This window comes from Solidesulfovibrio carbinolicus (genome assembly GCF_004135975.1).
GTDB classification, from domain to species: Bacteria; Desulfobacterota; Desulfovibrionia; order Desulfovibrionales; family Desulfovibrionaceae; genus Solidesulfovibrio; species Solidesulfovibrio carbinolicus.
This window is the reverse complement of sequence record NZ_CP026538.1, coordinates 2,308,952-2,330,174: the sequence shown is the minus strand read 5'-3', so window position 1 is coordinate 2,330,174 and position 21,223 is coordinate 2,308,952. Positions and strand designations below refer to the sequence as shown.

Annotated in this window: 19 protein-coding genes; 8 read left to right on the top strand and 11 right to left on the bottom strand. The window is 65.6% G+C overall.

All coding sequences use genetic code 11. The annotated features are described in order from the left end of the window. Positions 1–28 precede the first annotated feature (28 nt). From C3Y92_RS10325 to glpX, 5 genes are all read left to right on the top strand, one after another. Positions 29–1,732 carry a tetratricopeptide repeat protein gene (locus C3Y92_RS10325; protein ID WP_129352258.1) on the top strand — a complete coding sequence of 568 codons (1,704 nt, stop codon included), beginning with the start codon at positions 29–31 and terminating at the stop codon, positions 1,730–1,732. Further along, entirely contained in the window at positions 1,733–2,563 is an 831-nt protein-coding gene (locus C3Y92_RS10320; RefSeq protein ID WP_129352256.1) for a lipoprotein insertase outer membrane protein LolB, read from the top strand. 23 nt (positions 2,564–2,586) lie between these two features. Beyond that, positions 2,587–3,042, top strand: coding sequence for a ribose 5-phosphate isomerase B (gene rpiB / locus C3Y92_RS10315; RefSeq protein ID WP_129352254.1), 456 nt, complete (start codon positions 2,587–2,589; stop codon positions 3,040–3,042). Positions 3,043–3,076: 34 nt separating this feature from the next. Continuing rightward, positions 3,077–5,071 carry a transketolase gene (gene tkt, locus C3Y92_RS10310; protein WP_129352252.1) on the top strand — a complete coding sequence of 665 codons (1,995 nt, stop codon included), beginning with the start codon at positions 3,077–3,079 and terminating at the stop codon, positions 5,069–5,071. 160 nt (positions 5,072–5,231) lie between these two features. Next, positions 5,232–6,215, top strand: coding sequence for a class II fructose-bisphosphatase (gene glpX / locus C3Y92_RS10305; RefSeq protein ID WP_129352250.1), 984 nt, complete (start codon positions 5,232–5,234; stop codon positions 6,213–6,215). A gap of 117 nt (positions 6,216–6,332) precedes the next feature. Here glpX and rfaD read toward each other — a convergent pair whose 3' ends face one another. After that, the gene (gene rfaD, locus C3Y92_RS10300) at positions 6,333–7,304 is read right to left on the bottom strand and encodes an ADP-glyceromanno-heptose 6-epimerase (RefSeq protein ID WP_129352248.1); all 972 of its coding nucleotides are present in this window, start codon (positions 7,302–7,304) and stop codon (positions 6,333–6,335) included. A 141-nt stretch (positions 7,305–7,445) separates the two neighbouring features. Here rfaD and hisH point away from each other — a divergent pair, with 141 nt between their 5' ends. Together hisH and hisF are read left to right on the top strand one after the other, a co-directional pair. Then, positions 7,446–8,075, top strand: a complete 630-nt coding sequence (hisH, locus tag C3Y92_RS10295) for an imidazole glycerol phosphate synthase subunit HisH (protein WP_129352246.1) — start codon at positions 7,446–7,448, stop codon at positions 8,073–8,075. Between the two features lie 4 nt (positions 8,076–8,079). Then, entirely contained in the window at positions 8,080–8,859 is a 780-nt protein-coding gene (hisF, locus tag C3Y92_RS10290; RefSeq protein ID WP_129352244.1) for an imidazole glycerol phosphate synthase subunit HisF, read from the top strand. A gap of 87 nt (positions 8,860–8,946) precedes the next feature. Here the strand turns inward: hisF and C3Y92_RS10285 are convergent, their stop codons facing one another. Beyond that, on the bottom strand, positions 8,947–9,579 hold the full coding sequence (locus C3Y92_RS10285) for a hypothetical protein (protein ID WP_235669451.1): 633 nt from the start codon (positions 9,577–9,579) through the stop codon (positions 8,947–8,949). Positions 9,580–9,804: 225 nt separating this feature from the next. Between C3Y92_RS10285 and C3Y92_RS10280 the strand changes: the two genes are divergently transcribed. After that, positions 9,805–10,467 (top strand): nitrite/sulfite reductase domain-containing protein, encoded by a 663-nt coding sequence (locus tag C3Y92_RS10280; protein WP_129352242.1) that lies wholly within the window; start codon positions 9,805–9,807, stop codon positions 10,465–10,467. Positions 10,468–10,544: 77 nt separating this feature from the next. Here C3Y92_RS10280 and C3Y92_RS10275 read toward each other — a convergent pair whose 3' ends face one another. From C3Y92_RS10275 to elbB, 9 genes are all read right to left on the bottom strand, one after another. Further along, positions 10,545–11,075, bottom strand: a complete 531-nt coding sequence (locus C3Y92_RS10275; protein WP_129352240.1) for a hypothetical protein — start codon at positions 11,073–11,075, stop codon at positions 10,545–10,547. A gap of 93 nt (positions 11,076–11,168) precedes the next feature. After that, positions 11,169–11,990, bottom strand: a complete 822-nt coding sequence (locus C3Y92_RS10270; protein ID WP_129352238.1) for a nitroreductase family protein — start codon at positions 11,988–11,990, stop codon at positions 11,169–11,171. 17 nt (positions 11,991–12,007) lie between these two features. Beyond that, entirely contained in the window at positions 12,008–12,910 is a 903-nt protein-coding gene (locus tag C3Y92_RS10265) for a hypothetical protein (RefSeq protein WP_129352236.1), read from the bottom strand. 62 nt (positions 12,911–12,972) lie between these two features. Continuing rightward, a complete protein-coding gene (locus tag C3Y92_RS10260; protein WP_328591080.1) occupies positions 12,973–14,433 on the bottom strand; it encodes a PP2C family protein-serine/threonine phosphatase in 1,461 nt (486 codons plus the stop codon). Between the two features lie 375 nt (positions 14,434–14,808). Further along, positions 14,809–16,647, bottom strand: coding sequence for a translational GTPase TypA (gene typA, locus C3Y92_RS10255; protein ID WP_129352232.1), 1,839 nt, complete (start codon positions 16,645–16,647; stop codon positions 14,809–14,811). A 78-nt stretch (positions 16,648–16,725) separates the two neighbouring features. Further along, positions 16,726–18,444: a sensor histidine kinase gene (locus tag C3Y92_RS10250; RefSeq protein ID WP_129352230.1), complete on the bottom strand. Its 1,719-nt coding sequence runs from the start codon at positions 18,442–18,444 to the stop codon at positions 16,726–16,728. Next, entirely contained in the window at positions 18,416–19,597 is a 1,182-nt protein-coding gene (gene ercA / locus C3Y92_RS10245) for an alcohol dehydrogenase-like regulatory protein ErcA (protein WP_129352228.1), read from the bottom strand. The genes C3Y92_RS10250 and ercA overlap by 29 nt, the downstream gene beginning before the upstream one ends. Before the next feature lie 10 nt (positions 19,598–19,607). Next, positions 19,608–20,462 (bottom strand): carbohydrate deacetylase, encoded by an 855-nt coding sequence (locus tag C3Y92_RS10240; RefSeq protein ID WP_129352226.1) that lies wholly within the window; start codon positions 20,460–20,462, stop codon positions 19,608–19,610. A gap of 78 nt (positions 20,463–20,540) precedes the next feature. Continuing rightward, a complete protein-coding gene (gene elbB / locus C3Y92_RS10235; RefSeq protein ID WP_129352224.1) occupies positions 20,541–21,215 on the bottom strand; it encodes an isoprenoid biosynthesis glyoxalase ElbB in 675 nt (224 codons plus the stop codon). Positions 21,216–21,223: the final 8 nt, after the last annotated feature.

The following is a 21,223-nucleotide window of genomic DNA, read 5'->3' as shown; positions in this document are numbered from 1 at the left end:
GGGCCGGCCGGCGCAACGGATGCCGGTCATGCCCGAAGCACGAAACCGCCTGTTCCCGGCGCGCCTGCCAGTCCTGCTGGTCCTGGCGCTTTTGCCGTGTCTGTTGTCCAACTCCTGCGCCTCCAGCCGGCTGGCCCGCAACGCCTACGCGGCGCGCGGTCTGTCCCCGTCGGCCGAGGTGAATTACCAGTTTCTGGTCTACCAGGATCTTTTGCGCCAGGGCCGCAAGGAGGACGCCGCCCAGACCCTGGCCGGGCTGGCCGCCGCCCACCCCTCGCCCGATCTTTCCGTGGAGCTGGCCAACCTCTACTGGGGACAAAACGAGCGGGAAAAGGCCACCGAAACCCTGGAACAGGCCCGGCTCGCCTTTCCCGGCAGCCGGCAGGTCAATTTTTATCTGGCCAACGCCTACCAGATGCGCCGACTCAACGACCAGGCCATCACGGTTCTTGAAGCCTTCCTGGCCAGCCAGCCCAAGGACTATGCCGCCGTCCAGGAACTGGCCTCGCTGGAGATCGACGCCGGCCGCAACAAGGAAGCCGGAGAACTGCTGGGCCGCATTCCCGAAGCCGAGCGCGACGCCACGGTACACTATCTGATGGCCAAGGCCGCCGCCGGCTCCGGGCGGGCCAAGGAGGCCATGCGCCATTACCGGGCCGCCGTGGCCGCCGACGCCGGCCTCATGCCGGCCTGGGCCGAACTGGCCGCCCTGCTCGAAGCCGAAGGCGATTTCAAAGGTGCCCAGGACGCCTACCAGCGGATGCTGTCCCTTGGCGAGGAATCGCCCGAGGTGCGGGCCAAGCTCGTGCGCCTGGCCATCCGCCAGAAAAATCCGGCCAAGGCGCTGGCCCTGCTCAAGGAAGGCCCTACCGGCAAATCGCAGTACCTCGACGCCATGTCCGCCCTGGTCGAGGCCGGCCAGCCTAAACAGGCCCGGCAGGTTTACGAGATGCTGCGCGCCGCCGACCCGGCCAGCCCCGATTTGCCCTTTTACGACGCCGTGCTCACCTATGAGGGCGAAAAAAACCCCAAGGCGGCCCTGGCTATTTTGGCCAAGGTACCGGCGGACAATCCGAATTACGACAAAAGCTTGAGCTTTCGCGTCCAGATCGCGTCCGAGACCGGCAACATGGCCGCCGCCGCCGCCGTGGTGCGCGAGGCCCGGGAGCGCTTCCCGGACCGGCGCGAGTTTGTCGCCCTGGAAGCCGCCGTCAAGGACAAGGCCGGCGATGTCGCCGGAGCGGTCAAGACCCTGGAAGAAGCCGTCAAGACCTGGCCTGACGACCTGGATATCCTCTACCGCTACGGCGTGGGCCTGGAAAAGCTCAAGCGTCGCGACGAGGCCAAGGCCGTCATGGAACGCATCGTGGCCAAGGACGCCAGCCACCCGGATGCCCTCAACTATCTCGGCTATTCCCTGGCCGAGGAAGGCCGCGATCTGGAACGGGCCCTGGCCATGATCGAAAAGGCCCTGGAAAAAGAGCCGGACAATCCTTTTTTCCTCGATTCCCTGGCCTGGACGCTGTACAAGCTCAAAAGGACCGACGCGGCCTTTGTCGCCATAGAAAAGGCCATCGCCCACAAGGTCAAGGACGCCATCATCTGGGAGCACTACGGCGACATCGCCGTGGCCGCCGGCCGGCCCGAAGAGGCTCGCAAGGCCTACCGCAGCGCCCTGGAACTCGGCTCCGAGACGCCGGCCGCCGTGAAAAAAAAGCTGGAGGCCCTGTAAATGCGCCGCAGCGCCCTGCCCGTCCGCCTGCTGCTTTTCGCCGCCCTGGCCGTGGCCGCCCTCGGCGGTTGCGCCCCGGCCAAACCCGGCGTTCCCGGTCCGGCCGACGAGGCCAAGGCCGTCTACCAGACCTTCCTGGACGCCCAGGCCAAAAACGAGCCGGCCAAGGCCTTTTCCCTGTCCGGCTCCTTGAGCTTTGCCCGGAGCGGCAAGAGCGGCCGGCTCAACTACCGCTTCTACGGCAACTACGCCGCGCCGGTGCGCCTGGACCTGACCACGCCCATGGGTGGGGCCTACGCCCATCTGCGCGAGGCCGGCGGCGAATTCACCGCCTTGGTGCCAGGCCGCGACACCCTTTTCACCCATGCCGACACCCGGGCCGGCGCGGCCAAGCTCGGCATGCCCCTGCCCTTTACCCTGCGCGAACTGGCGACCATCGTTTCGGGACGCCTGGGCGAGCTGGCCTCGTCCCGCTATGCCTCGGCCAAGAAGGTTCAGGGCGGCTACGAATACGCCTATACGGGCGACCCGCGCCTGTCCTGCCTCACCCTTGACTTCCAAGGCAAACCGCGACATCTGACCGGCCGGGGCGTGGAGCCTTGGCGCATCGATTTCGAGGACGACGAGGCGACCCCGGGCTATGGCGCGCCCGTGGCCAGACGCCTTGTCCTAACCACCCCCGGAGGGGCGACGCTCACCCTTCGCGTCAAGACCCTTGCCCCCCGACCGGCCCCCTACCCGGCCGCCGATCTGGAACTGCCCGTCCCGCCCAACGTGGCCGTGCGGCCCCTGGACGCCGCCGGCGACGGCGGGCTTTTGCCGGAACTTTAAACCGCGCCACGCGGAGTACGCCCATGCCCAAGACCGTTTTCCTCGGCTCCGACCATGCCGGCCTGGAACTCAAAACCGTTGTCGCGGCCCATCTCACCGCCGCTGGCCATACCGTGGTCGACCTCGGCCCGTCCGAGGCCAAAAGCGTGGACTACCCCGATTTCGCCAAGGCCGTGTGCGCCAAGGTTCTGGAGACCCCGGAAGCGTGCGGCATCCTCATCTGCGGCACCGGCATCGGCATGTCCATGGCCGCCAACCGCATCCCCGGCATCCGGGCCGCCCTTTGCGTCAACGAATACCTGGCCCGCATGACCCGCCTGCACAACGACGCCAATGTGCTGTGCCTGGGCGAACGCGTTATCGGCCAAGGCCTGGCCGCCTCCATCGTCGATGCGTTTATGGACACCGCCTTCGAAGGCGGCCGCCACCAGCGCCGCGTGGACCTGATCGAATCCTGCCGACCCGCCCGCGGGCAGTAGACAACCTCCAAACCGCCCTGTCGAGGAACCCTCCATGACCACCGCATCCGCCAGCGACGCCCAGGCCGTCAACGTCATCAAAGGCCTCATCATGGACGCCACCCGCAAGGCCGCTTCCGGCCACCCGGGCGGAGCCATGTCTTCCGCGGACATGGCGTACGTGCTGTTCAAGGACTATCTGCGTTACGACCCGGCCGATCCGACCTGGTTCGACCGCGACCGGTTCGTGCTCTCGGCCGGCCACGAGTCCATGCTGCTCTACGCCCTGCTCCATCTGCGCGGGCTGCTCACCATGGAAGACCTGCAGCATTTCCGGCAATTTGGCAGCAAGACCCCGGGTCATCCCGAGAACTACGAGACCCCGGGCGTCGAATGCACCACCGGGCCGCTGGGGCAGGGCTTTTCCATGTCCGTGGGCATGGCCGTGGCTGAGGCCATGCTGCGCGAGCGTCTGGGCGAGGACATCGCCGGGCATTACACCTACGTTCTTTCCTCCGACGGCGACGTCCAGACTCCGGTGTTCCAGGGGTCGGCCGCCTTGGCCGGCCTGTGGGGACTGGGACGGCTCATCGTCCTTTTCGACAAGAATCAGGTCCAACTCTCGGGACCGGTGGCCATCTGCGACCACGTGGATTACGCCAAGCTCTTTGCGAGCATGGGCTGGCATGTCGTCGAGATCGACGGCCACGATCACGCCGCCATCCGGGCGGCCATCGAGGCGGCCAAGGCCGAAACCTCCCGGCCGTCCATGATCATCGGCCTGACCACCATCGCCAAGGGCTCGGCCACCATGGAAGGCGACTGCGGCTCCCACGGCGCGCCCTTTAGCGAAGACGAGATCAAGGCCACCAAGAAAAACCTCGGCCTGCCCGAGGACCAGAAATTCTATCTGCCGGCCGAGGTGGGCGAACATTTCCGCGCCCGCTGGCCCGAACTGGCCGCCGCCCGCAAGGCCTGGAACACGACCCTGGAAGCCAAGCTGGCCGCCGATGCCGGCTTCGAGGACCTCTGGCGGCAGGCCAAGCGCGCTCCGGGCAACCGGACCTTCAACTGGCCGACCTTCGACCCGGCCAAGGCCGTGGCCACCCGTTCGGCCTGGGGCAAGGCGCTCGACGCCATCACCCCGGACTTCCCGCTCCTGGTCGGCGGTTCGGCCGACCTCGATCCGTCCAACCAGACCGAGAAGTTCCGCAAGGCCACTGGCGTTTTCAGCCCGGAAAACACACTCGGCCGCACCCTGTGCTTCGGCGTGCGCGAGTTCCCCATGGGAGCCATCGTCAACGGCATCACGCTCCACGGCGGGCTCATGGCCTTTGGCGCGACCTTCCTTATCTTCTCCGACTACGAGCGAAACGCCCTGCGCATGGCCGCGCTCCAGCGCATCCCGGCCCTGCACGTGTTCACCCACGATTCCTTTTACGTCGGCGAGGACGGCCCCACCCACGAGCCCATCGAGCAGACCAGCTCCCTGCGCCTTATTCCCAACATGCTCGTCATGCGCCCGGCCGACGCCTACGAGACCTGCGCCTGTCTGGAAGTGGCGCTGACCCGGGTCAACCGTCCCACCAGCCTGCTGCTGACCCGCCAGAACCTGCCCGTCCTGGACCCGGCCCACTATCCCGGACTCCAGGAAGGAACGGCCAAGGGCGGCTACGTCCTGGTCGAGCCCGAGAGCGGCAAGCCGGACCTGATCCTTATGGCCGCCGGCTCGGAAGTCTCCCTGGCCATGGCTGCGGCCAAGCTCCTGCCGGAGCTGGCCATCCGCATCGTCAGCATCCCCTGCATGGAAATCTTCAACGAGCAGCCCGAGGCCTACAAGGAAAGCGTGCTGCCCTCGGCCATCCCCTTCCGCTTCGCCGTGGAAGCCGGCCGGCCCGAGCTGTGGTGCCAGTACACCGGCCGCATGGACCGCATCCACGGCATCTCGCGCTTTGGCGCGTCCGCCCCGGCCGAAAAACTGGCCGAAGCCTACGGATTCACGCCCACGGCCCTGGCCGCCAGCGTCAAGGCCGCCTGGGAACGTCGATAGCACTCTTGGCCGGGATACCTCGGTTCGGCTTACGATCATGGTTTTGCCGGCCCCGCGCGCGCAAGCGCGCGGGGCCTTTTGGAATAACGCCCGGCATGGCCGACGGGACGGCGCGCCGGGCCTTCCCATCCTCTCCCGCCCGCACAAAAGGAGCCTTGCCATGGAAGCGCCGGACAGAAACCTGGGCCTTGACCTCGTACGGGTGACCGAAGCGGCTGCCTTAAGTTCCTCGCGCTGGCTGGGGCGCGGCGACAAGAACGCCGGCGACCAGGCCGCCGTGGACGCCATGCGCCTGTCGTTTAACACCCTGCCCATCGACGGCGTCATCATCATCGGCGAAGGCGAAAAAGACGAAGCCCCCATGCTGTATAACGGCGAGCGCGTGGGCAGCGGCCAGGGCCATGCCGTGGACGTGGCCGTGGACCCGGTGGAAGGCACCAATCTGCTGGCCTACGGCCGCCCCAACGCCATCTCCGTGGTCGGCATCGCCCCGCGCGGCTCCATGTTCAATCCCGGCCCCAGCTACTACATGCAAAAGCTCGTGGTTCCGCCCCAGGCCAAGGAAGCCGTGGAACTCGACGCGCCCATCGGGGAGAATCTCAAGAAAATCGCCAAGGCCCTGGGCAAGGACATGGATGATCTGGTGGTCTTCGTCCTGGACAAGCCGCGGCACAAAGGGCTCATCCAGGAAATCCGCACGGCCGGCGCCCGCATCCAGCTCCACACCGACGGCGACGTGGCCGGTTCGCTCATGGCCGTGGACCCGGACAACGTGGTGGACGTCATGTGCGGCACCGGCGGCACCCCCGAAGGCGTGCTCTCGGCCTGCGCCATCCGGGCCCTGGGCGGCCGGATGCTGGCCCGCCTCGACCCCCAGTCCGAAACCGAGGCGGCCGCCCTGGCCGAAGCCGGCATCGACTGCAAACAGGTCTTCACCGAGGAAACCCTGGTGCGCAGCGACGACACCTATTTCGCCGCCACCGGCATCTCCGGCGGCGCGTTCCTCGAAGGCGTGGCCTTCACCGGCACCCACGCCGTCACCCACTCCCTGGTCATGCGCGGCAAAACCGGCACCATGCGCCGCATCGAAACCCGCATCCGGCTGGATAAGCTGATGGAAATCAGCGCGGTGAAGTACGATTAAGGGAAGACAAAGAGGAAGATGCCTCCGGCGGCCGGGGGCCTGAGGCCCCGGCCCCCCCATATGGGAAGCGGCCTGGCGGATGCGATGCATCCGCCAGGCCGCTTCCCGCGTGGGCGGCTACAGATAGCGGTCAGGCTGGGACAGGTAGCCCTTCACGTAGTCGGCCACGCCCTCTTCCAGGGTCATGAAAGGGTTGGCGCAGCCGGCGGCGTGCAGCCGATCCATTTTGGCCTCGGTGAAATACTGGTACTTGCCGCGTATGGCCTCGGGCATGGGGATGTAGTCCACGGCCAGGGCCTTTTCCATGGCCGAAAAAACCGCAGCCGCCAGATCGTTCCAGGTCCGGGCCGCGCCGCTGCCCACATTGTAGACCCCGCCCACTTCGGGATGCTCCAGAAGCCACAACATCACGGCCACGGCGTCCTTGACGTACAGAAAATCCCGCTTCTGGCCGCCGTCGGGATAATCCGGCCGGCTGGACTTAAAAAGCGACAGCCGGCCGGTTTTGCCGATCTGGGCGTAGGCCTTGCAGACCACGGAGCGCATGTCGGCCTTGTGATATTCGTTGGGGCCGTAGACGTTGAAAAATTTGAGGCTGGCCAATTGCCCCAGCAACCCTTCGCGTCGCGCCCACAAGTCAAACAGGTGCTTGGAATAACCGTACATGTTCAGCGGCTTAAGCGTGTCCAGGCCGTCGGGGTCGTCGTCGAAACCAAGGCTGCCGTCGCCATAGGTGGCCGCCGAGGAGGCCACGATCAACCGCGCCCCGGCTTCCAGGGCATAGCGGGCCACGGCCTTGGCATAGGCCGTGTTGTTGCCCATGAGATATTCGGCGTCGGTCTCGGTGGTGGAAGAGCAAGCCCCGAGATGGACCACGGCCGTGGCCTGAAACGGATCCCTGGCGCCCGTGATGGCCTCCAAAAAGGCGTCCTTGTGCAGATAGTCGGCAAAGCGGCGATTGACGAGATTTTTCCATTTGTCGCCGTGCCCCAGGTTGTCCACCACCAAAATGTCGTCGTGCCCGGCGGCGTTGAGCCCCCACACCAGCGCGCTGCCCAAAAATCCGGCCCCGCCCGTGACGATGATCATGCCCGCCTCCCTTGCCAAAAATGCCTAAAATGTTCACAACCGCCTTCTGCGAAACCCCGGCGGCCTTGGCCGCCGCAATGCCGCGTCCCGCCCGGGCCAAGCCGCCTTTTCGGGACGACCTTCCCGGCGAAGGAGAACCCCATGCTTGCCATCCTGGACTACGAGGCCGGAAACCAGACCAGCGTGCGGCGCGCCCTGGACCATCTCGGCATTCCCTGCCGCATCACCGCCGATCCGGCCGTCATCGCCGACGCCTCGGGACTCATCTTCCCAGGCGTGGGCGCGGCCGGCCAGGCCATGCGCCATTTGACCGCAACCGGCCTGGACGCCCTTCTAGCAGAGCAGGTCGCCGCCGCAAAGCCGCTGCTGGGCATCTGCCTCGGTTGCCAGATCATCCTCGACTACAGCCCGGAAAACGACACCAAGGCCCTTGGCATCATTCCCGGCCAGTGCGCCATGTTCAACCAAGCCCTTACCGACGAGGACGACCAGCCCATCCGCATCCCCCACATGGGCTGGAACAAGGTCGCCCTGGCCAAGAGCTGCGAACTCTTCGACGGCATCGACCCGGCCTCGGAGTTCTACTTCGTCCACAGCTACTACCCCGTGCCGGCCCCGGAATACGTCCTCGGCCTCACCCGGTACGGCCTGGATTTCTGTTCCGTCCACGGACGCCGTGGCCTTTGGGCCGTGCAGTTCCACCCGGAAAAAAGCGGTCGCCCGGGGCTGGCGCTTTTGCGCAACTTCGCCGCCTACTGCCAGGAGGCTTAAACCCATGCTCTCCAAACGCGTCATTCCCTGCCTCGACGTCCGCGACGGCAAGCTCACCAAGGGCATCAAGTTCCAAGGCAACGTGGACATCGGCGATCCCGTCGAGACCGCCCGCCTCTACTACGAGGCCGGGGCCGATGAACTCGTTTTCTACGACATCACCGCCTCCAGCGAAGGCCGGGGCATCATGCTCGACGTGGTGGACCGGGTGGCCCGGGAAATCTTTATCCCGTTTTCCGTGGGCGGCGGCATCTCCACCGTCGAGGACATGCGGGCGGTGCTGCTGGCCGGGGCGGAAAAAATCTCGGTCAATTCCGCCGCCGTCAAAAACCCCGACATCATCAGTCAGGGCGCGGCCGCCTTTGGCTCCCAATGCGTGGTGGTCGGCATGGACGTCAAGCATGTCGGCGTGTCCGAACATATCCCCTCGGGCTATGAGATCGTCATCCACGGCGGCCGCAAGGCCATGGGCCTGGACGCCCTGGAGTGGGCCAAAACCGTCGAAGCCCTGGGGGCCGGCGAAATCTGCTGCAACTCCATTGACGCCGACGGGGCCAAGACCGGCTATGAACTCACGCTCACGCGTATGATCGCCGAAGCCGTCACCATTCCGGTCATCGCTTCCGGCGGCGCGGGCAATCCCGACCACATGGCCGACGCCGTCACCACAGGCAAGGCCTCGGCCGCGCTCATCGCCTCCATCGTCCACTACGACGAATACACCATCAAGGACTGCAAGGACCACATGGCCAAGCGAGGCGTCAAGGTCCGCGACATCTGGTGATCTGGCAGTCACACAGTCAGAAACGGGCAGCGCCCGCAGCCGACGGAGGCGTTCCGCTGGCTGCGGGCGCTGCCCGTTTGATCGCCCTTACGCGCCCTTGGGCACGTCGCTTTTGGGGCAGGACGCGCGCAGATGGCAGACGGCGCAGCCGCCAAGATACGGATCGTGGGTCATGACGGCGTATTGCACACTGACGTTGCCGACCTCGTTCCAGACCAGGCCCAGGCGTTCCATGCGCCGTTTGAGGTCGCGGTCCGGGGTAGGCAGGGGCGCGCAAGCGCCGGCCTCGATTTCCGGTACCTGTTCGCCGGCGGCGGCCATGACCATGGAGACGGCCAGGTTGTGGATGGCGAAGCCCTCGGTGGGCGAGCGGCCCCAGGCTTCCTCCACCAGGCCCTCGGCGGCGGGTTCGAGGAAATAGAGCACCACGCCGCGCTTGGAACCGGCCGGGGCGAAACGGTAGCCCTTGAGGTGTTCCTTGAAGGCTTCCCACTGGGATTGGCACAGATCAATGACGTGTTGTTCGACCTTGGGCGCGCCGCAGACACGCAGATACAAGAACAGGTCGAATTCCGGATTTGGGGACAATTTTTCAACGTTGAGCTTGCCCAAGACAGCCTCCCGGCGGGGTGTAGTCCAGGGTGTGTAGCCCAGGCAGGCCTCGGACTCAAGGTCGGCCACCGGGCAAAATGCGTCGCCAGGCTTTGTTTCCTCGCGCATTGACCGCCCTCCGCCCTCCGGTGGCCGCCAAACCCGTCAAGACAAACCACCCGGCATCCCTGGCGGTTTTTTTGAGGGTGACAACAGGCCGCGATCCGTGTTTAAGGTCATCCCTTGGCGGCCGCTGTCCCGGGCCGCCCTCGGACCACGGACCGGCCACCCATCGCAGCTTGCGCAGGCCCATATATCCCACTCCCCTTCAGACCATACCGTAAAGGAGCCGCCATGAGCGCCAACGACGCCCCCACCGGGGCCATTTTGCAGCGTGACCAGCAGACCTACGCCATCGTCCCCCGCACGCCGGTGGGGCTGATCTCTCCCGAGGTGCTCGAAGCCCTCAACCTCGTCGTCAAGAAATACGCCGTCCCCATCGTCAAGATCACTTCCGGCCAGCGGCTGGCCCTGGTTGGGGTCAAGGCCGAGGACGTGGACGCCATCTGGAAGGATCTGGGCACGGACGTGGGCCAGGCCCTGGAGCTGTGCGTGCATTTCGTCCAGGCCTGTCCGGGAACGAGCGTGTGCAAGTTCGGCGTCCAGGACAGCCTGGGGCTGGGCTTGGAGATGGAAAAGCTCTTTGTCGGCCGCGATCTGCCGGGCAAGTTCAAGCTGTCGGTGTCGGGCTGTCCGTTTTGCTGCTCGGAGAGCTTCGTGCGCGACCTGGGCGTGCTGGGCAAAAAGTCCGGCTGGACCGTCATTTTCGGCGGCCATCCCGGAGCCCGGCCGCGCATCGGCGACGTGGTGGCTGAGGATTTGACCAAGGAGCAGGTCATCGACCTGTCCGAAAAGCTCATCGGCTACTACGCCGCCAACGCCAAGAAGCGTGAGCGGGCCGCACGGTTCGTGGAGCGCCTGGGCATTGAGGCCATCAAGCAGGCCGTGCTGGGCTGAAGCCGCTTATCCTGAAACCCAACGCCCCGGCCGATCCCCTCGGCCGGGGCGTCAGGCGAGAATAGGCAGACATAAAACTAATTGTTTTGGGATGTTGCAAGCACGCAGTCGTCCGTGTTCGCCACCGCAATGTTCGACCGGATTTCATCAACAAATTTTTTCCGACACTGCGCGACATACAGGATGCTTTCTTCCACATCCAGGCGGCAGCTTGATTCCGTAACACGGCATAGTCTGGCGTGCACCTCAGCAATAACCTTCAAGGCATCCTTTCTTTCCCCTCTCGTCACCGCATCTTTGTCCACAGCATCAGGCCCATTAGCGATCAGCAGCGCGCCGTAATCCAGCAATACTCTGATATTGCTCTTAGACACAACGACTTCATCCATGATGTCATCAAAGGACACGCCATATTTCAATTGCTTGAAAATATGCAGCACGGTCTCCATTTCATCCAACACGCCAGAGGACCAGGAAAGGACGGCATTGCGCCAGACTTGCGGCCTATTGCCTGAGTTTCCTTTGTTCCTGGCGAGATAGCTGCAAATGGAGATGCCTAGCGCCGCTACGGCCAAAACGACGACCAGATAGGCTTGGATATCCGTCATGTCACAGCCACCTCGCCGCTCTCGTGTCTGCTGTCATTTTCAGCAGAGACCACAGAGACGAAGCGCCGTCAACAAAAAAGCCTATACCATATCTCAGAAGAATATAACTTCCGGCACGTCGCGAGGCGGTATCCACTTGACCCGGGTGGCGGGCTTGCCCAGGAGCAGCGCGGCGTAGCCCGTGCTGCCGGCCGGGATGCCCAGGGCCTGCCCCACCGGCGGATGGCTGGCCAGGGCGAACATCAGGTAGCCGCACCAGCAGGCGGCGTAGCCGGCGGCGGCCGCCGCGATCTCCAGCCACGAGGCGGCGATGACCGCGTCCACCTCGGGGCTGATGCCAATGGCCGGTGCATGGGCCACGACGACATGGGGCGCGCCGCGAAAGATGACGTCCTTGCCCCGGGCGGCGGCCCGGGCCGCGCCGGCCAGATGCAGTTCGGCGGCCTTGGGGGTGTCCGCCGCCACCTCGGCGGCGATCCAATCCAGGACGAGCGTCCGGGCCGCGTCCATGCGCTCGGGGCCGTCCACCACCACCCAGCCGACCTCGCGCATGTTGTGGCCGGTGGGCGCATGGCGCACGGATTCGATAAGCCCCAGAATGGCCTGGCGGAAAAGCGTTTCCTGGGCGTAGGTCCGGCAGGAGCGCCGGGCCATGAGCAGGTGGCTCAAGGCGGCCGGCGTGGGCAGGTCCTTGCGCCGGATGGGTTCGAAGGCCTCGGCCGGCAGCAAGGCATGGACAAAGGCCCGCTTGGAGCAGGCAATGACGCAGTGGCCGCAGCGAATGCAGTGGGCTTCGCGGCCCGGCAGGGCATGGGGGGCGTCGCCGGGTTTGGCCTGGCGCACCAGACTGGCCGGACAGGCGGCCACGCACAGGCCGCAGCCTGTGCAGGCATCGGTAACGGTAAAAAGCGCCATGGCGGCTCCCAGGCGCGTCAGGACGCGCCGTATTTGTCGCGCAGGACGGCAATCGCCTGTTCTTCGCGTTTCACGTAATCGTCCGGTGCGAAAAGGGACTTGTGGCCGCCTTCGTGGCGCACGCAGGAAGCCAGCGGCACTTGGACGAAGGAATGGCCCAAATGGACCATGTCGCCGAACCAGGCCACGCCGATGTCGAGGATGCCGTTGCCGGTATAGGGGTTGCCGACGTCCACATACGCGCCGAAAGGCCGGGCCGAACCCTGCGGACAGGTATCGGGCCGAACCCGGTCCAGGCGCAACAGGCAACAAAATTCGTTAAGCCGGCATTCCGGCAGTGGCCAGGGCCGATTTCGGAGGGCATCGGTCGGTTCCTGCAGATACATGCGGCGATAAACGGCAGGATCGATGGCGTCGTAGAGAGCGGCCAGTTCGGCGAAATCCGGGCGATAGTCACGGTAACGCCCCGGGCCGCAGCGTCCGAGCATGGCCGCCGGACACAGCCAGCACTGGCCGATCTCCCCTGCGCCGCTGTGAGCGCCCAGCGCGCCGAGGAGCAAGCCGACCACGTCGCCGGTGAACTCGCAGTCATTGTGGATGATGAGCAGATACCGCTTGTCGGAGTGCTCGAAGGCGTACTGGTAGCGCAGGGCGTGGCGATAAGCCGGGTCACCCAGACGGGCTTCGTCCACGGCATAGCGCCAGTTCATGAAGGACGGCCGGTGGCACACCACCCGGTCCCCCAAGGCGGCCAGCAGTTTGTCATGGGCAAAAACCGCGTTGAGGCCGTCCGGTTCTTCATTGAAGTAGATACGGTCAATGAACCGGCCGCTGTGGGCCAGCAGGGATACCAGGGCCAGAGCGGTCTGGGCCGGTTTGCCGTAGACATTGATGGCGACGTCGATGATGTGGGTTTTCATGGTGCGTCCTGGGCTTCATAGCCCATGGCCGGAAGCCGGGCAAGGCGCCTACCGGGAGGGCCTCAGGGAAACGCGACCGCCGCCATGGTGATGTCGTCCTCCCGGGGCTTGTCGTGGCTGAAGGCCTCCAGGTCGTGGCGCACGGCCTCAAGCACCTGGGCCGTGGGCCGGCCGAGATGTTTGCGCAGCAGATCGACGAGCCGACGCTTGCCGAACATGTCCTCGCCTTCGCCGGTGGTTTCCCAGATGCCGTCGGTGCCGATAAACACCAGTCCGCCGGGCGGCCAGGGGCAGGACTCGGCCACGTAGCGATACCCCTCCACCACGCCAAGGGGCGGCCCGCCGCCGCCAAGGAACGTGGACTCCACATCGCCCGGGCGCACCACAAAGGCCGGGTCATGCCCGGCCCGCACCCAGCGCAGCATCCGGGCGGCCACGTCGATCTCCAGGTAAAACAGCGTCAAAAAACGGCCGGTGCCGTACACGTCCTCGGCCACCCGGGAATTGACGGCGCTGACCACCGAACCGGGATCGGGATACATGGCGGCGGCCATGCGCACCGTGGCCCGGGCCGAGGCCATGAGCAGCGCCGGCCCCACGCCGTGGCCGGCCACGTCGGCCACGACAATGGCCGTGCGGCCCGGTCCGGTTTCAATGAAGTCGTAATAGTCGCCGCCGGTCTCGTCGCAGTAGTCGCTCAGTGCCGCGATATCCAGGCCCGGGATGTCCGGCGGCGCGGCCGGCAACAGGTTTCGCTGCACGTCCTCGGCCACCTTGAGGGCGTCGAGCAGGACCAGGCGGTGGGAAAGACCCTCAATCATGGAATTGGCCTCGGCGGCGATAAGGCCAAACTCGTCGGAGGTGGCCAGGGGCAAGCGCACGGACAGATCGCCCTGGCGTACCCGGGCCAGGCCTTCGGTGATGGTGTTGAAAAGCAGCTTCAGGTTGCCGGCGTAGAGCAGGATCAGCCTCGCCGCACCAAGCAGCAGCACGGCCATGACAAAGGCGATTTCCACGATGACCGAGGACCGGGCCTGGGCCAGCACGTCCGGATCGCGATCAAGGGTGGACAGCCAGTCCACGTCGCCGGCCCAGATGAGGCCGAAGACGCCCAAGAGCAGCGCCGTCGCCGCCGCGGCGACGGTCAAGAAGCGCCGCGACAAGCTGCGCAGGCGCATGGGCCGCCAGACAGGATCGTAGCCGGACTCCCTGGCCCGCAAGACGACCTCGCGCTGGCGCAAAAGCGCCCCTTCCAAGCCAAGGTAAAACCCGGCGGTCATGGCCCCCAGCACAAGCTTCCAGCCCGGGGCCAGGGAAAAGCCCGTGGAGGCTTCCACGCCCAAACCCGTCAGCAGTCCGCCCAGCAGGCACGCGCCCATTTCCAGGGTGAACTGGCGCACAGGCTGCTCCCCAGCCGGCGCGGACAGGACCAGACGGCGCAGGACAAGCCCCCGGGCCAACAAGGCTACGGCAAAGGCAAGGCTGAGCATGGCCCCCAGGCTCACGGGGGGCACGGCCTCAATGAAGGGTCAGACCTGGCCGCCGTAGGCGGCGAGCAGGACCACGACGCCGAGATAGCGCACGGCGATGCCGAGGGGGCCGGGCATGGACTGCAACGTGTTCATGCCACCCTCATGCCCGAAGGCGCGCGGGCTGGCAATCGCGCCCCCCTCCTCCACGACGCCAAAAAAGACGGCTTCCCGCCGGGCGCTTGCCCGGGAGAAGCCGTCCCGATATCTCGCATCAAATATCTCCATCGCCCCTTTTCGAGGGCGTCGGGGACATTCCACCGACTGCTGCAGCCAAGACGCCCCCCTTAACCCTTTTCCCAGGTGGGGGGTCCGGGGCCTCAGGCCCCCGGCCGCCAAGGCCTCTTCTCCTCTCTTCCAGTCTCTCTCTTACTTGTCTTTCTTCTTGGCGCCGTCGAGGACGTGGCGGTCCTTGGCGGGCAGCACGCTCTTGCGCAGGCGGATCGACAGCGGCGTGACTTCCACCATCTCGTCCTCGCGCACGAAGTGCAGGGCGCGTTCCAGGGTCATGGGCAGCACGGGGGAAAGGATGACGTTTTCATCCTTGCCCGAGGCGCGCATGTTGGTGAGCTTTTTTTCCTTGCAGGGATTGACGTTGATGTCGTTGTCGCGGTTGTGCTCGCCAACGATCATGCCCTCGTAGACCGGCTCGCCCGGGGTGATGAACAGCCGGCCGCGCGGTTCGAGGTTAAACAGGGCATAGGGCACGCCAACGCCTTCCCGGTCGCAGACGATGGAACCGGTAAACCGGCTGGGGAAGTCGCCCCGGTGTTCCTCGTAGCCCAGGAAGATGGAGTTCATGATGCCGGTGCCCTTGGTGTCGGTCAAAAACTCGTCGCGGTAGCCGATAAGGCCCCGGGACGGGATGGAAAACTCCAGGCGCACCCGGCCCGAGCCATGGTTGACCAGATTGAGCATCCGGCCCTTGCGGATGGAGAGCTTTTCGGTGACCACGCCGACAAAGGCCTCGTCGCAGTCGATGAACAGGTGCTCGACCGGTTCCTTGCGCACGCCGCCTTCGGTTTTGTAGATGACTTCGGGGCGTCCCACGGACAGTTCGAAGCCTTCGCGGCGCATGGTCTCGACAATGATGGCCATCTGGAATTCGCCCCGGCCCTTGACGGTGAAGGCGTCCTTGTCCTCGGTCTCCTCGACCTTGATGGCCACGTTGCGCAGGGTCTCTTTGTAAAGGCGCTCGCGCAGCTTGGCCGACTGCACGAACTTGCCCTCGCGTCCGACAAAGGGCGAGGTGTTGATGGCAAAGCGCATGGACACGGTGGGCTCGTCCACGTTGATGCGCGGCAGGGCCTTGGGCGCGTCGGCCACGGTGATGGTGTCGCCGATGGTTACCTCGTCAACGCCGGAAATGACCAGGATGTCGCCGGGTTCGGCCGCCTCGGTCTCGGTAAGCTTGGGGCCTTCGTAGACTTGCAGTTTGGTGACGCGAAGGGGCTTGACCACACCCTCCTCGTCGATGCGAACCAGGGTCTGGTTGATGCGGGCCGTGCCCGAAACCACGCGCCCCACGGCCAGCCGGCCCAGGAATTCGGAATAGCCGAGGTCGGAGACGAGCATCCGGTAAGGCTCGCTCGGGTCATGGGACGGAGCCGGGATCTCGGCCAGGATGGTCTCGAACAGCGGCGACAGGTCGGCGCCTTCGCCTTCGAGCTCACGCTTGGCGACGCCTTCGCGGCCGATGGCGTACAGGACCGGAAATTCGAGCTGTTCCTCGGAGGCGTCGAGGTCGATAAAGAGGTCATAAATTTCGTTCAAGACTTCCTCGACCCGGGCGTCCTTGCGGTCGATCTTGTTGACCGCGACAATGACGGGCAGTCCCCGGTCCAGGGTCTTTTTGAGCACGAAGCGGGTCTGGGGCAGCGGGCCTTCGGAAGCGTCCACCAGAAGCACCGCGCCGTCAACCATGGACAGCGCCCGTTCCACTTCGCCGCCGAAATCGGCGTGGCCGGGGGTGTCGATGATGTTGATCTTCACGCCGTTCCAGATCACGGCGCAGTTTTTGGCGGCAATGGTGATGCCGCGCTCACGCTCGAGATCCATGCTGTCCATGATGCGGTCCGTAACTTCCTGGTTCTGGCGAAACAGGCCGCTTTGGCGGAACATGTGATCCACAAGCGTGGTCTTGCCGTGGTCGACGTGGGCGATGATGGCGATATTGCGCAGGGCTTCGTTTCTGGCGACGTTTTTCATGCAGGAATCCTTCAAGGGCGTTTGCGGCGGGCGGCGGCCACGCCGCCGGGGGACGGGGACATACCGCAACAGGCGGACTTAGGCAATCGGCAGAGTAAAGGTGAAGGTGCTGCCGGCTCCGGGCTTGGATACAAAAAAAATGCGACCGCCGTGTGACTCGACGATATGTTTGCAGATGGTCAACCCCAGTCCCGTGCCCTTGGGCTTGTTGGTCAGCGTGCCGCCGATCTGGTTGAACTTCTCAAACACCTTGCCTTGTTCGGATTCCGGAATGCCGATGCCAGTATCGCTGACCTCGATGACGATGGTGTTGCCCTGGGCCCGAGCCCGGCAGGCGACATAGCCGTGATCGGTGAACTTGATGGCGTTGGAGACGAGGTTGACCAGCACCTGAATCAGCCGGTCGCGGTCGCCCCGAACCTGGGGCAGACGGCCCTCGATGCGGGTGTCCAAGACGACTTGGGAATTGTGCAACAGCCCGGCCGAGGCGTTCATGACGTGGCGCACCACTTCGGCCGGGTCCACGGGTTCGGACTTGAAGGCCATCTTGCCGGCTTCAAGCTTGGCCAAATCGAGCACGTCGTTGATGAGGTGCTTAAGCCGCTCGCCCTCGGCCACGATGATATCGAGGTTGTCCTGAATCTGCTCGGCCTGGAGGCGCTTTTTGGGCGTATCCACAACCGAGGCGGGCAAAAGCCTGGCCAGGCGTTTTTTAATGAGCACGGCAAAGCCGAGGACCGAGGTCAAGGGCGTGCGGATCTCGTGGGAGACCATGGACAGAAAATCGGACTTGGCCCGGTTGGCGGCTTCGGCCGCTTCCTCGGCGCGCTTGCGGATGGTCACTTCGTGGACGAGGCGCTCGTTGATGCGAGTGAGTTCGGCGGTGCGCTCGGCCACGCGCTGTTCCAGCTCGTCGTGGTAGCGGATAAGCGTCTGCTCGGCCTGCTTGCGGATGGTGATGTCCTGGACCGAGCCGTCGAAGCGTTCGGGCGTGCCCTCCTCGCCCCGGATGCGGCGGGCGTTTATCAAGCCCCATATCCGTGCGCCGGATTTGGTGATGAGCTGCACCTCAAGATTCTTCACCTCATCATAGCGTTCCAGCTCGGAGCGGATGCGGTGGCGGTCCTCGGGAGCGGCCACCACCTCGTCCACCACGCTTTTGACGTGGCGCAGCAGTTCATCGGGATGGGCATAGCCCAGAATCGCGGCCAGGGCCGGGTTGGAATTCATGAGCCGGCCGGCCAGCGTGCTCTGGAAAATGCCTTCGGCAGCGTTTTCCACGATGCCCCGGTAGCGTTCCTCGGCCCGGCGCAGGGCCTCTTCGTTTTTCTTGCGCTCGGTGACGTCGCGGGCCACGATGACGGCCACGGTTCCGGCCTCGCCCTGGGCCAGGCGGAAGGTCATCTCCACAGGCAGGCTGCCGCCGGCCTCATCGCCCGGACGCGACAGGCTCGTCTCTACGCGCCCGGCGGCGAAATCGCCGGAAAAAAGCCCCCTCAGCCGCAGCACGGCGTCCGGGGGCAGAAAATGCTCAAAGGGCAGTCCCCGCAGATCGCCCCGCTCCTGCCGCAACATGGCCCCGGCCGCGCCGGCCGCGTCGGCGATGCGCCCGGTGGCCACATCCACGAGAAAAATGGCGTCGCCGGTCTGGTCCAAAAGCGAACGGAAGCGCTCAAGCTCCTCCAGGCGGCGGCGCAGCTCGGGGTAATAGCTCTTGCTGACCGAATGTTCGCCAAACCCGAGCAACCGGGTGAGGCGTTCGTCGGCCCTAGGCGAGGGATCGGCTGGCGCTGGCATAGACGGCTTCGAGTTCGGCCAGGGTGGGCTTTCTGGGGTTGGTAAGCATACAGGGATCATCCAGGGCGCGCCCCGCCAGATCGGCGAAAACCGCCGGGGAGATGCCCAGTTCGGCCAGTCCCTGAGTCACGCCCAGGCGGCGCTTGAAATCGGAAAAGGCCTGGACCACAGCCGCGCGCCGGCTGTCCTGGGAAGCGCCCGGCTCCATGACCGCGCCCAGGGCCTGACCCAGGGCGTCGAAGCGCTCCGGGGCGGAGTCGTAGTTGTAGGCGATGACGTGGTCAAGCAAAATCGCGTTGCACAGGCCATGGGGCAGGTCAAGCAGGCCCCCCAGGCTGTGGGACAGGGCATGGACAGCGCCGAGGATGGCGTTGGAAAAGGCCAGACCGGCGTAGAGGCTGGCCAGGAGCATGGAGCCTCGGGCCTCGATGTCGCCGGGGTCGGCCAGGGCGGCCGGCAGGGCGGCGGCGACCAATCGGGCCGCCTCCAGGGCGAAAAGATCGGTGACCGGGCCGCTGGCGCTCGACACATAGGCCTCCACGGCGTGGGTCAAGGCGTCGAGGCCGGTGTGAGCGGTCAGGTCCGGCGGCATGGTCACGGTGATGTCGGGATCAATAAGCGCCGCGTCGGGAATGAGCGTTTTGCTGGCGATGACCACCTTGCGGCGACTTTTGGTGTCGGTGATGATGGCGAACTGGGACACCTCGGCTCCGGTGCCGGCCGTGGTCGGCACGCACAAAAGCGGCGGCCCCGGGCGCTCGACGTTGTCGATGCCCTCGAATTCGAGCACGTGGCGCTTGTTGGCCGAAACGATGCCGATGGCCTTGCCGCAGTCCATGGCCGAGCCGCCGCCCACGGCCACAATGGCGTCGCAGCCGGTCTCGGCGAAGATGGCCGCCCCGTCCATGACCTCGTGGTCACGCGGGTTGCTGCTCAGGTCGCTGAAAAGGACCGTGGCCACGCCGGCCTCGTCCAGACTTTCCTGGACGCGCTGGGGCCAGCCAAAGGGGAAAAGTCCGGGATCGGCCACCAAAAGCGCCCGGCGCACCCCGAGCCCGGCCGCCTGTCGTCCGGCCAAGGCCAGCCCGCCGCGACCGAAAACAAACTCCGGGGCCACGAACTTGCGCATGGACAACAGCAACTTTTGCGGCATGGCGTGTTCCTTAGTCTTGGGCGTTTGCGCCAAACGCCGTGGGGTCAAGTCCATACGGCCCGATGACCGTCACCCCAAGCCCAGCCAGGGCCTTGGCCAGTCCGGGTTCGGCCAGGACGGCCAGTTCTTCCTCCCGGGCGTCGGCGTAAGTGCTGATGGCGGCCAGGGTGGCGTCGCTTTTGCCGGGATGGCACATGATTTCCACCACGCCCTGGCCGCCAAGGGCGGCAAAGGCCGCGTCAACCAGGGACAGAAGCTTGGGCGTGGTCAGCTCCTCGCCGAAAAAGCGCGTGACACACACGTCGGCATGGACCACGCCGGCCGCGTCCATGGCCCGGCGCATGTCGTCGGACAGGGCCCTGGCCGGCAGCCCCCATTCCCGGGCCAGCTCCACGAACACCCCGAAGACCTCGGGCCGCTTGTGGATGTGGTGGTGGGCGTCGAGGTGGCTGGGGACGAGTCCTGTTTCGAGAAAGCGCTGGTACTGCGCCCGCCACTCCCGTCGGACTTCATCGGGGTTGACGTCCACCACGGCCACCTTTTTGCGCGGAAACCGGCCGTCGGCCCCGACCAGGGTCGGCAACTCCCCGGGCGGCAGGCAGGGCGCGCTGCCGGTGAGCTGGAGATGCAGCCCTACCCGGCCGGCAAACGCCTGACCCCAGCGCCGAATACGCTCCACGGCTCCGTCCGGGCAAACCATAGCCGTGGTTCCGCCCACCACGCCGGCGGCCAAGGCCTCGGCGATGCCGGCCGTCACGCCGTCGGTGAGGCCGAAATCATCGGCATTGATGAAAAGCCGCCGCCGCGCCCGTCCCTGGACGCCGCCCTCGGGGGGGACTGATTTGTACCCTTGTAAAACAGTCATGCACCACTCATTGCGCCAAAACGGAAACACTTGCAGCGGCCCAAAAGCCGCCCAATCCTCTGGGCCTCACCCAAGCCCCTACAGGTCGAGGGGCTGGCGATTTTCAGCCATCTCCAGCACGGCGGCAACCAGTTTTTCGATGCCAAGGGCGATGTCGGCGATGCCCGGCCCCAGCATGTAGGCCGGGGTCGTCACCAGCCGGTTGGTCTCGTCCACCACGATACCGTCCACCGGGCAAGCCACATGGACGCCGCCGGCCGCCTCGACGGCTTGGGCCGTGCCGGGATCGTTGCCGATGGTCAGCCGGGGATGGTGCTCGCCCAACGCCAGGGCCAGCACGGCCGGGGCGATGCAGATGGCGCCAATGGGCTTTTTGGCCGCATGCATGGCCTTGATGAGCGCCGCGACCGACGGAAAAACCGTGCCAATGCCGCCCTTCTCAGCGAAATCACACAGGTTTTTCGCCGCGCCAAAGCCGCCCGGCAGGATCAAGGCATCAAGGTCGGCAACGCTTGCCGTGGCCGCGTCGGCAACCGGCCCCCGGGCGATGCGGGCGGCCTCGACGCGGACGTTGCGCCTCTCGCCCATGGGCTTTTTGGCTCCATGGTCCATGGCCTCAACGGTCATTTCCGGCGCCAGGCACACGACCTTGGCCCCGGCCTTGTTCAAGTAGAGCAGGGTCAGGGTGGCCTCGTGGATCTCCGAGCCGTCCAGGACGCCGCAACCGGACAGCAGTACGCCGATTGTCGCCATGTTCCCCT

Coding starts and splice junctions, on each gene's coding strand:
- glpX (WP_129352250.1), top strand. CDS start 5,232: ATGGAAGCGCCGGACAGAAACCTGGGCCTTGACCTCGTACGGGTGACC.
- elbB (WP_129352224.1), bottom strand. CDS start 21,215: ATGGCGACAATCGGCGTACTGCTGTCCGGTTGCGGCGTCCTGGACGGC.
- C3Y92_RS10285 (WP_235669451.1), bottom strand. CDS start 9,579: ATGCGCGAGGAAACAAAGCCTGGCGACGCATTTTGCCCGGTGGCCGAC.
- rpiB (WP_129352254.1), top strand. CDS start 2,587: ATGCCCAAGACCGTTTTCCTCGGCTCCGACCATGCCGGCCTGGAACTC.
- hisF (WP_129352244.1), top strand. CDS start 8,080: ATGCTCTCCAAACGCGTCATTCCCTGCCTCGACGTCCGCGACGGCAAG.
- C3Y92_RS10240 (WP_129352226.1), bottom strand. CDS start 20,462: ATGACTGTTTTACAAGGGTACAAATCAGTCCCCCCCGAGGGCGGCGTC.
- C3Y92_RS10250 (WP_129352230.1), bottom strand. CDS start 18,444: ATGCCAGCGCCAGCCGATCCCTCGCCTAGGGCCGACGAACGCCTCACC.
- C3Y92_RS10265 (WP_129352236.1), bottom strand. CDS start 12,910: ATGAAAACCCACATCATCGACGTCGCCATCAATGTCTACGGCAAACCG.
- ercA (WP_129352228.1), bottom strand. CDS start 19,597: ATGCCGCAAAAGTTGCTGTTGTCCATGCGCAAGTTCGTGGCCCCGGAG.
- C3Y92_RS10320 (WP_129352256.1), top strand. CDS start 1,733: ATGCGCCGCAGCGCCCTGCCCGTCCGCCTGCTGCTTTTCGCCGCCCTG.
- rfaD (WP_129352248.1), bottom strand. CDS start 7,304: ATGATCATCGTCACGGGCGGGGCCGGATTTTTGGGCAGCGCGCTGGTG.
- C3Y92_RS10280 (WP_129352242.1), top strand. CDS start 9,805: ATGAGCGCCAACGACGCCCCCACCGGGGCCATTTTGCAGCGTGACCAG.
- hisH (WP_129352246.1), top strand. CDS start 7,446: ATGCTTGCCATCCTGGACTACGAGGCCGGAAACCAGACCAGCGTGCGG.
- C3Y92_RS10275 (WP_129352240.1), bottom strand. CDS start 11,075: ATGACGGATATCCAAGCCTATCTGGTCGTCGTTTTGGCCGTAGCGGCG.
- C3Y92_RS10270 (WP_129352238.1), bottom strand. CDS start 11,990: ATGGCGCTTTTTACCGTTACCGATGCCTGCACAGGCTGCGGCCTGTGC.
- tkt (WP_129352252.1), top strand. CDS start 3,077: ATGACCACCGCATCCGCCAGCGACGCCCAGGCCGTCAACGTCATCAAA.
- typA (WP_129352232.1), bottom strand. CDS start 16,647: ATGAAAAACGTCGCCAGAAACGAAGCCCTGCGCAATATCGCCATCATC.
- C3Y92_RS10325 (WP_129352258.1), top strand. CDS start 29: ATGCCCGAAGCACGAAACCGCCTGTTCCCGGCGCGCCTGCCAGTCCTG.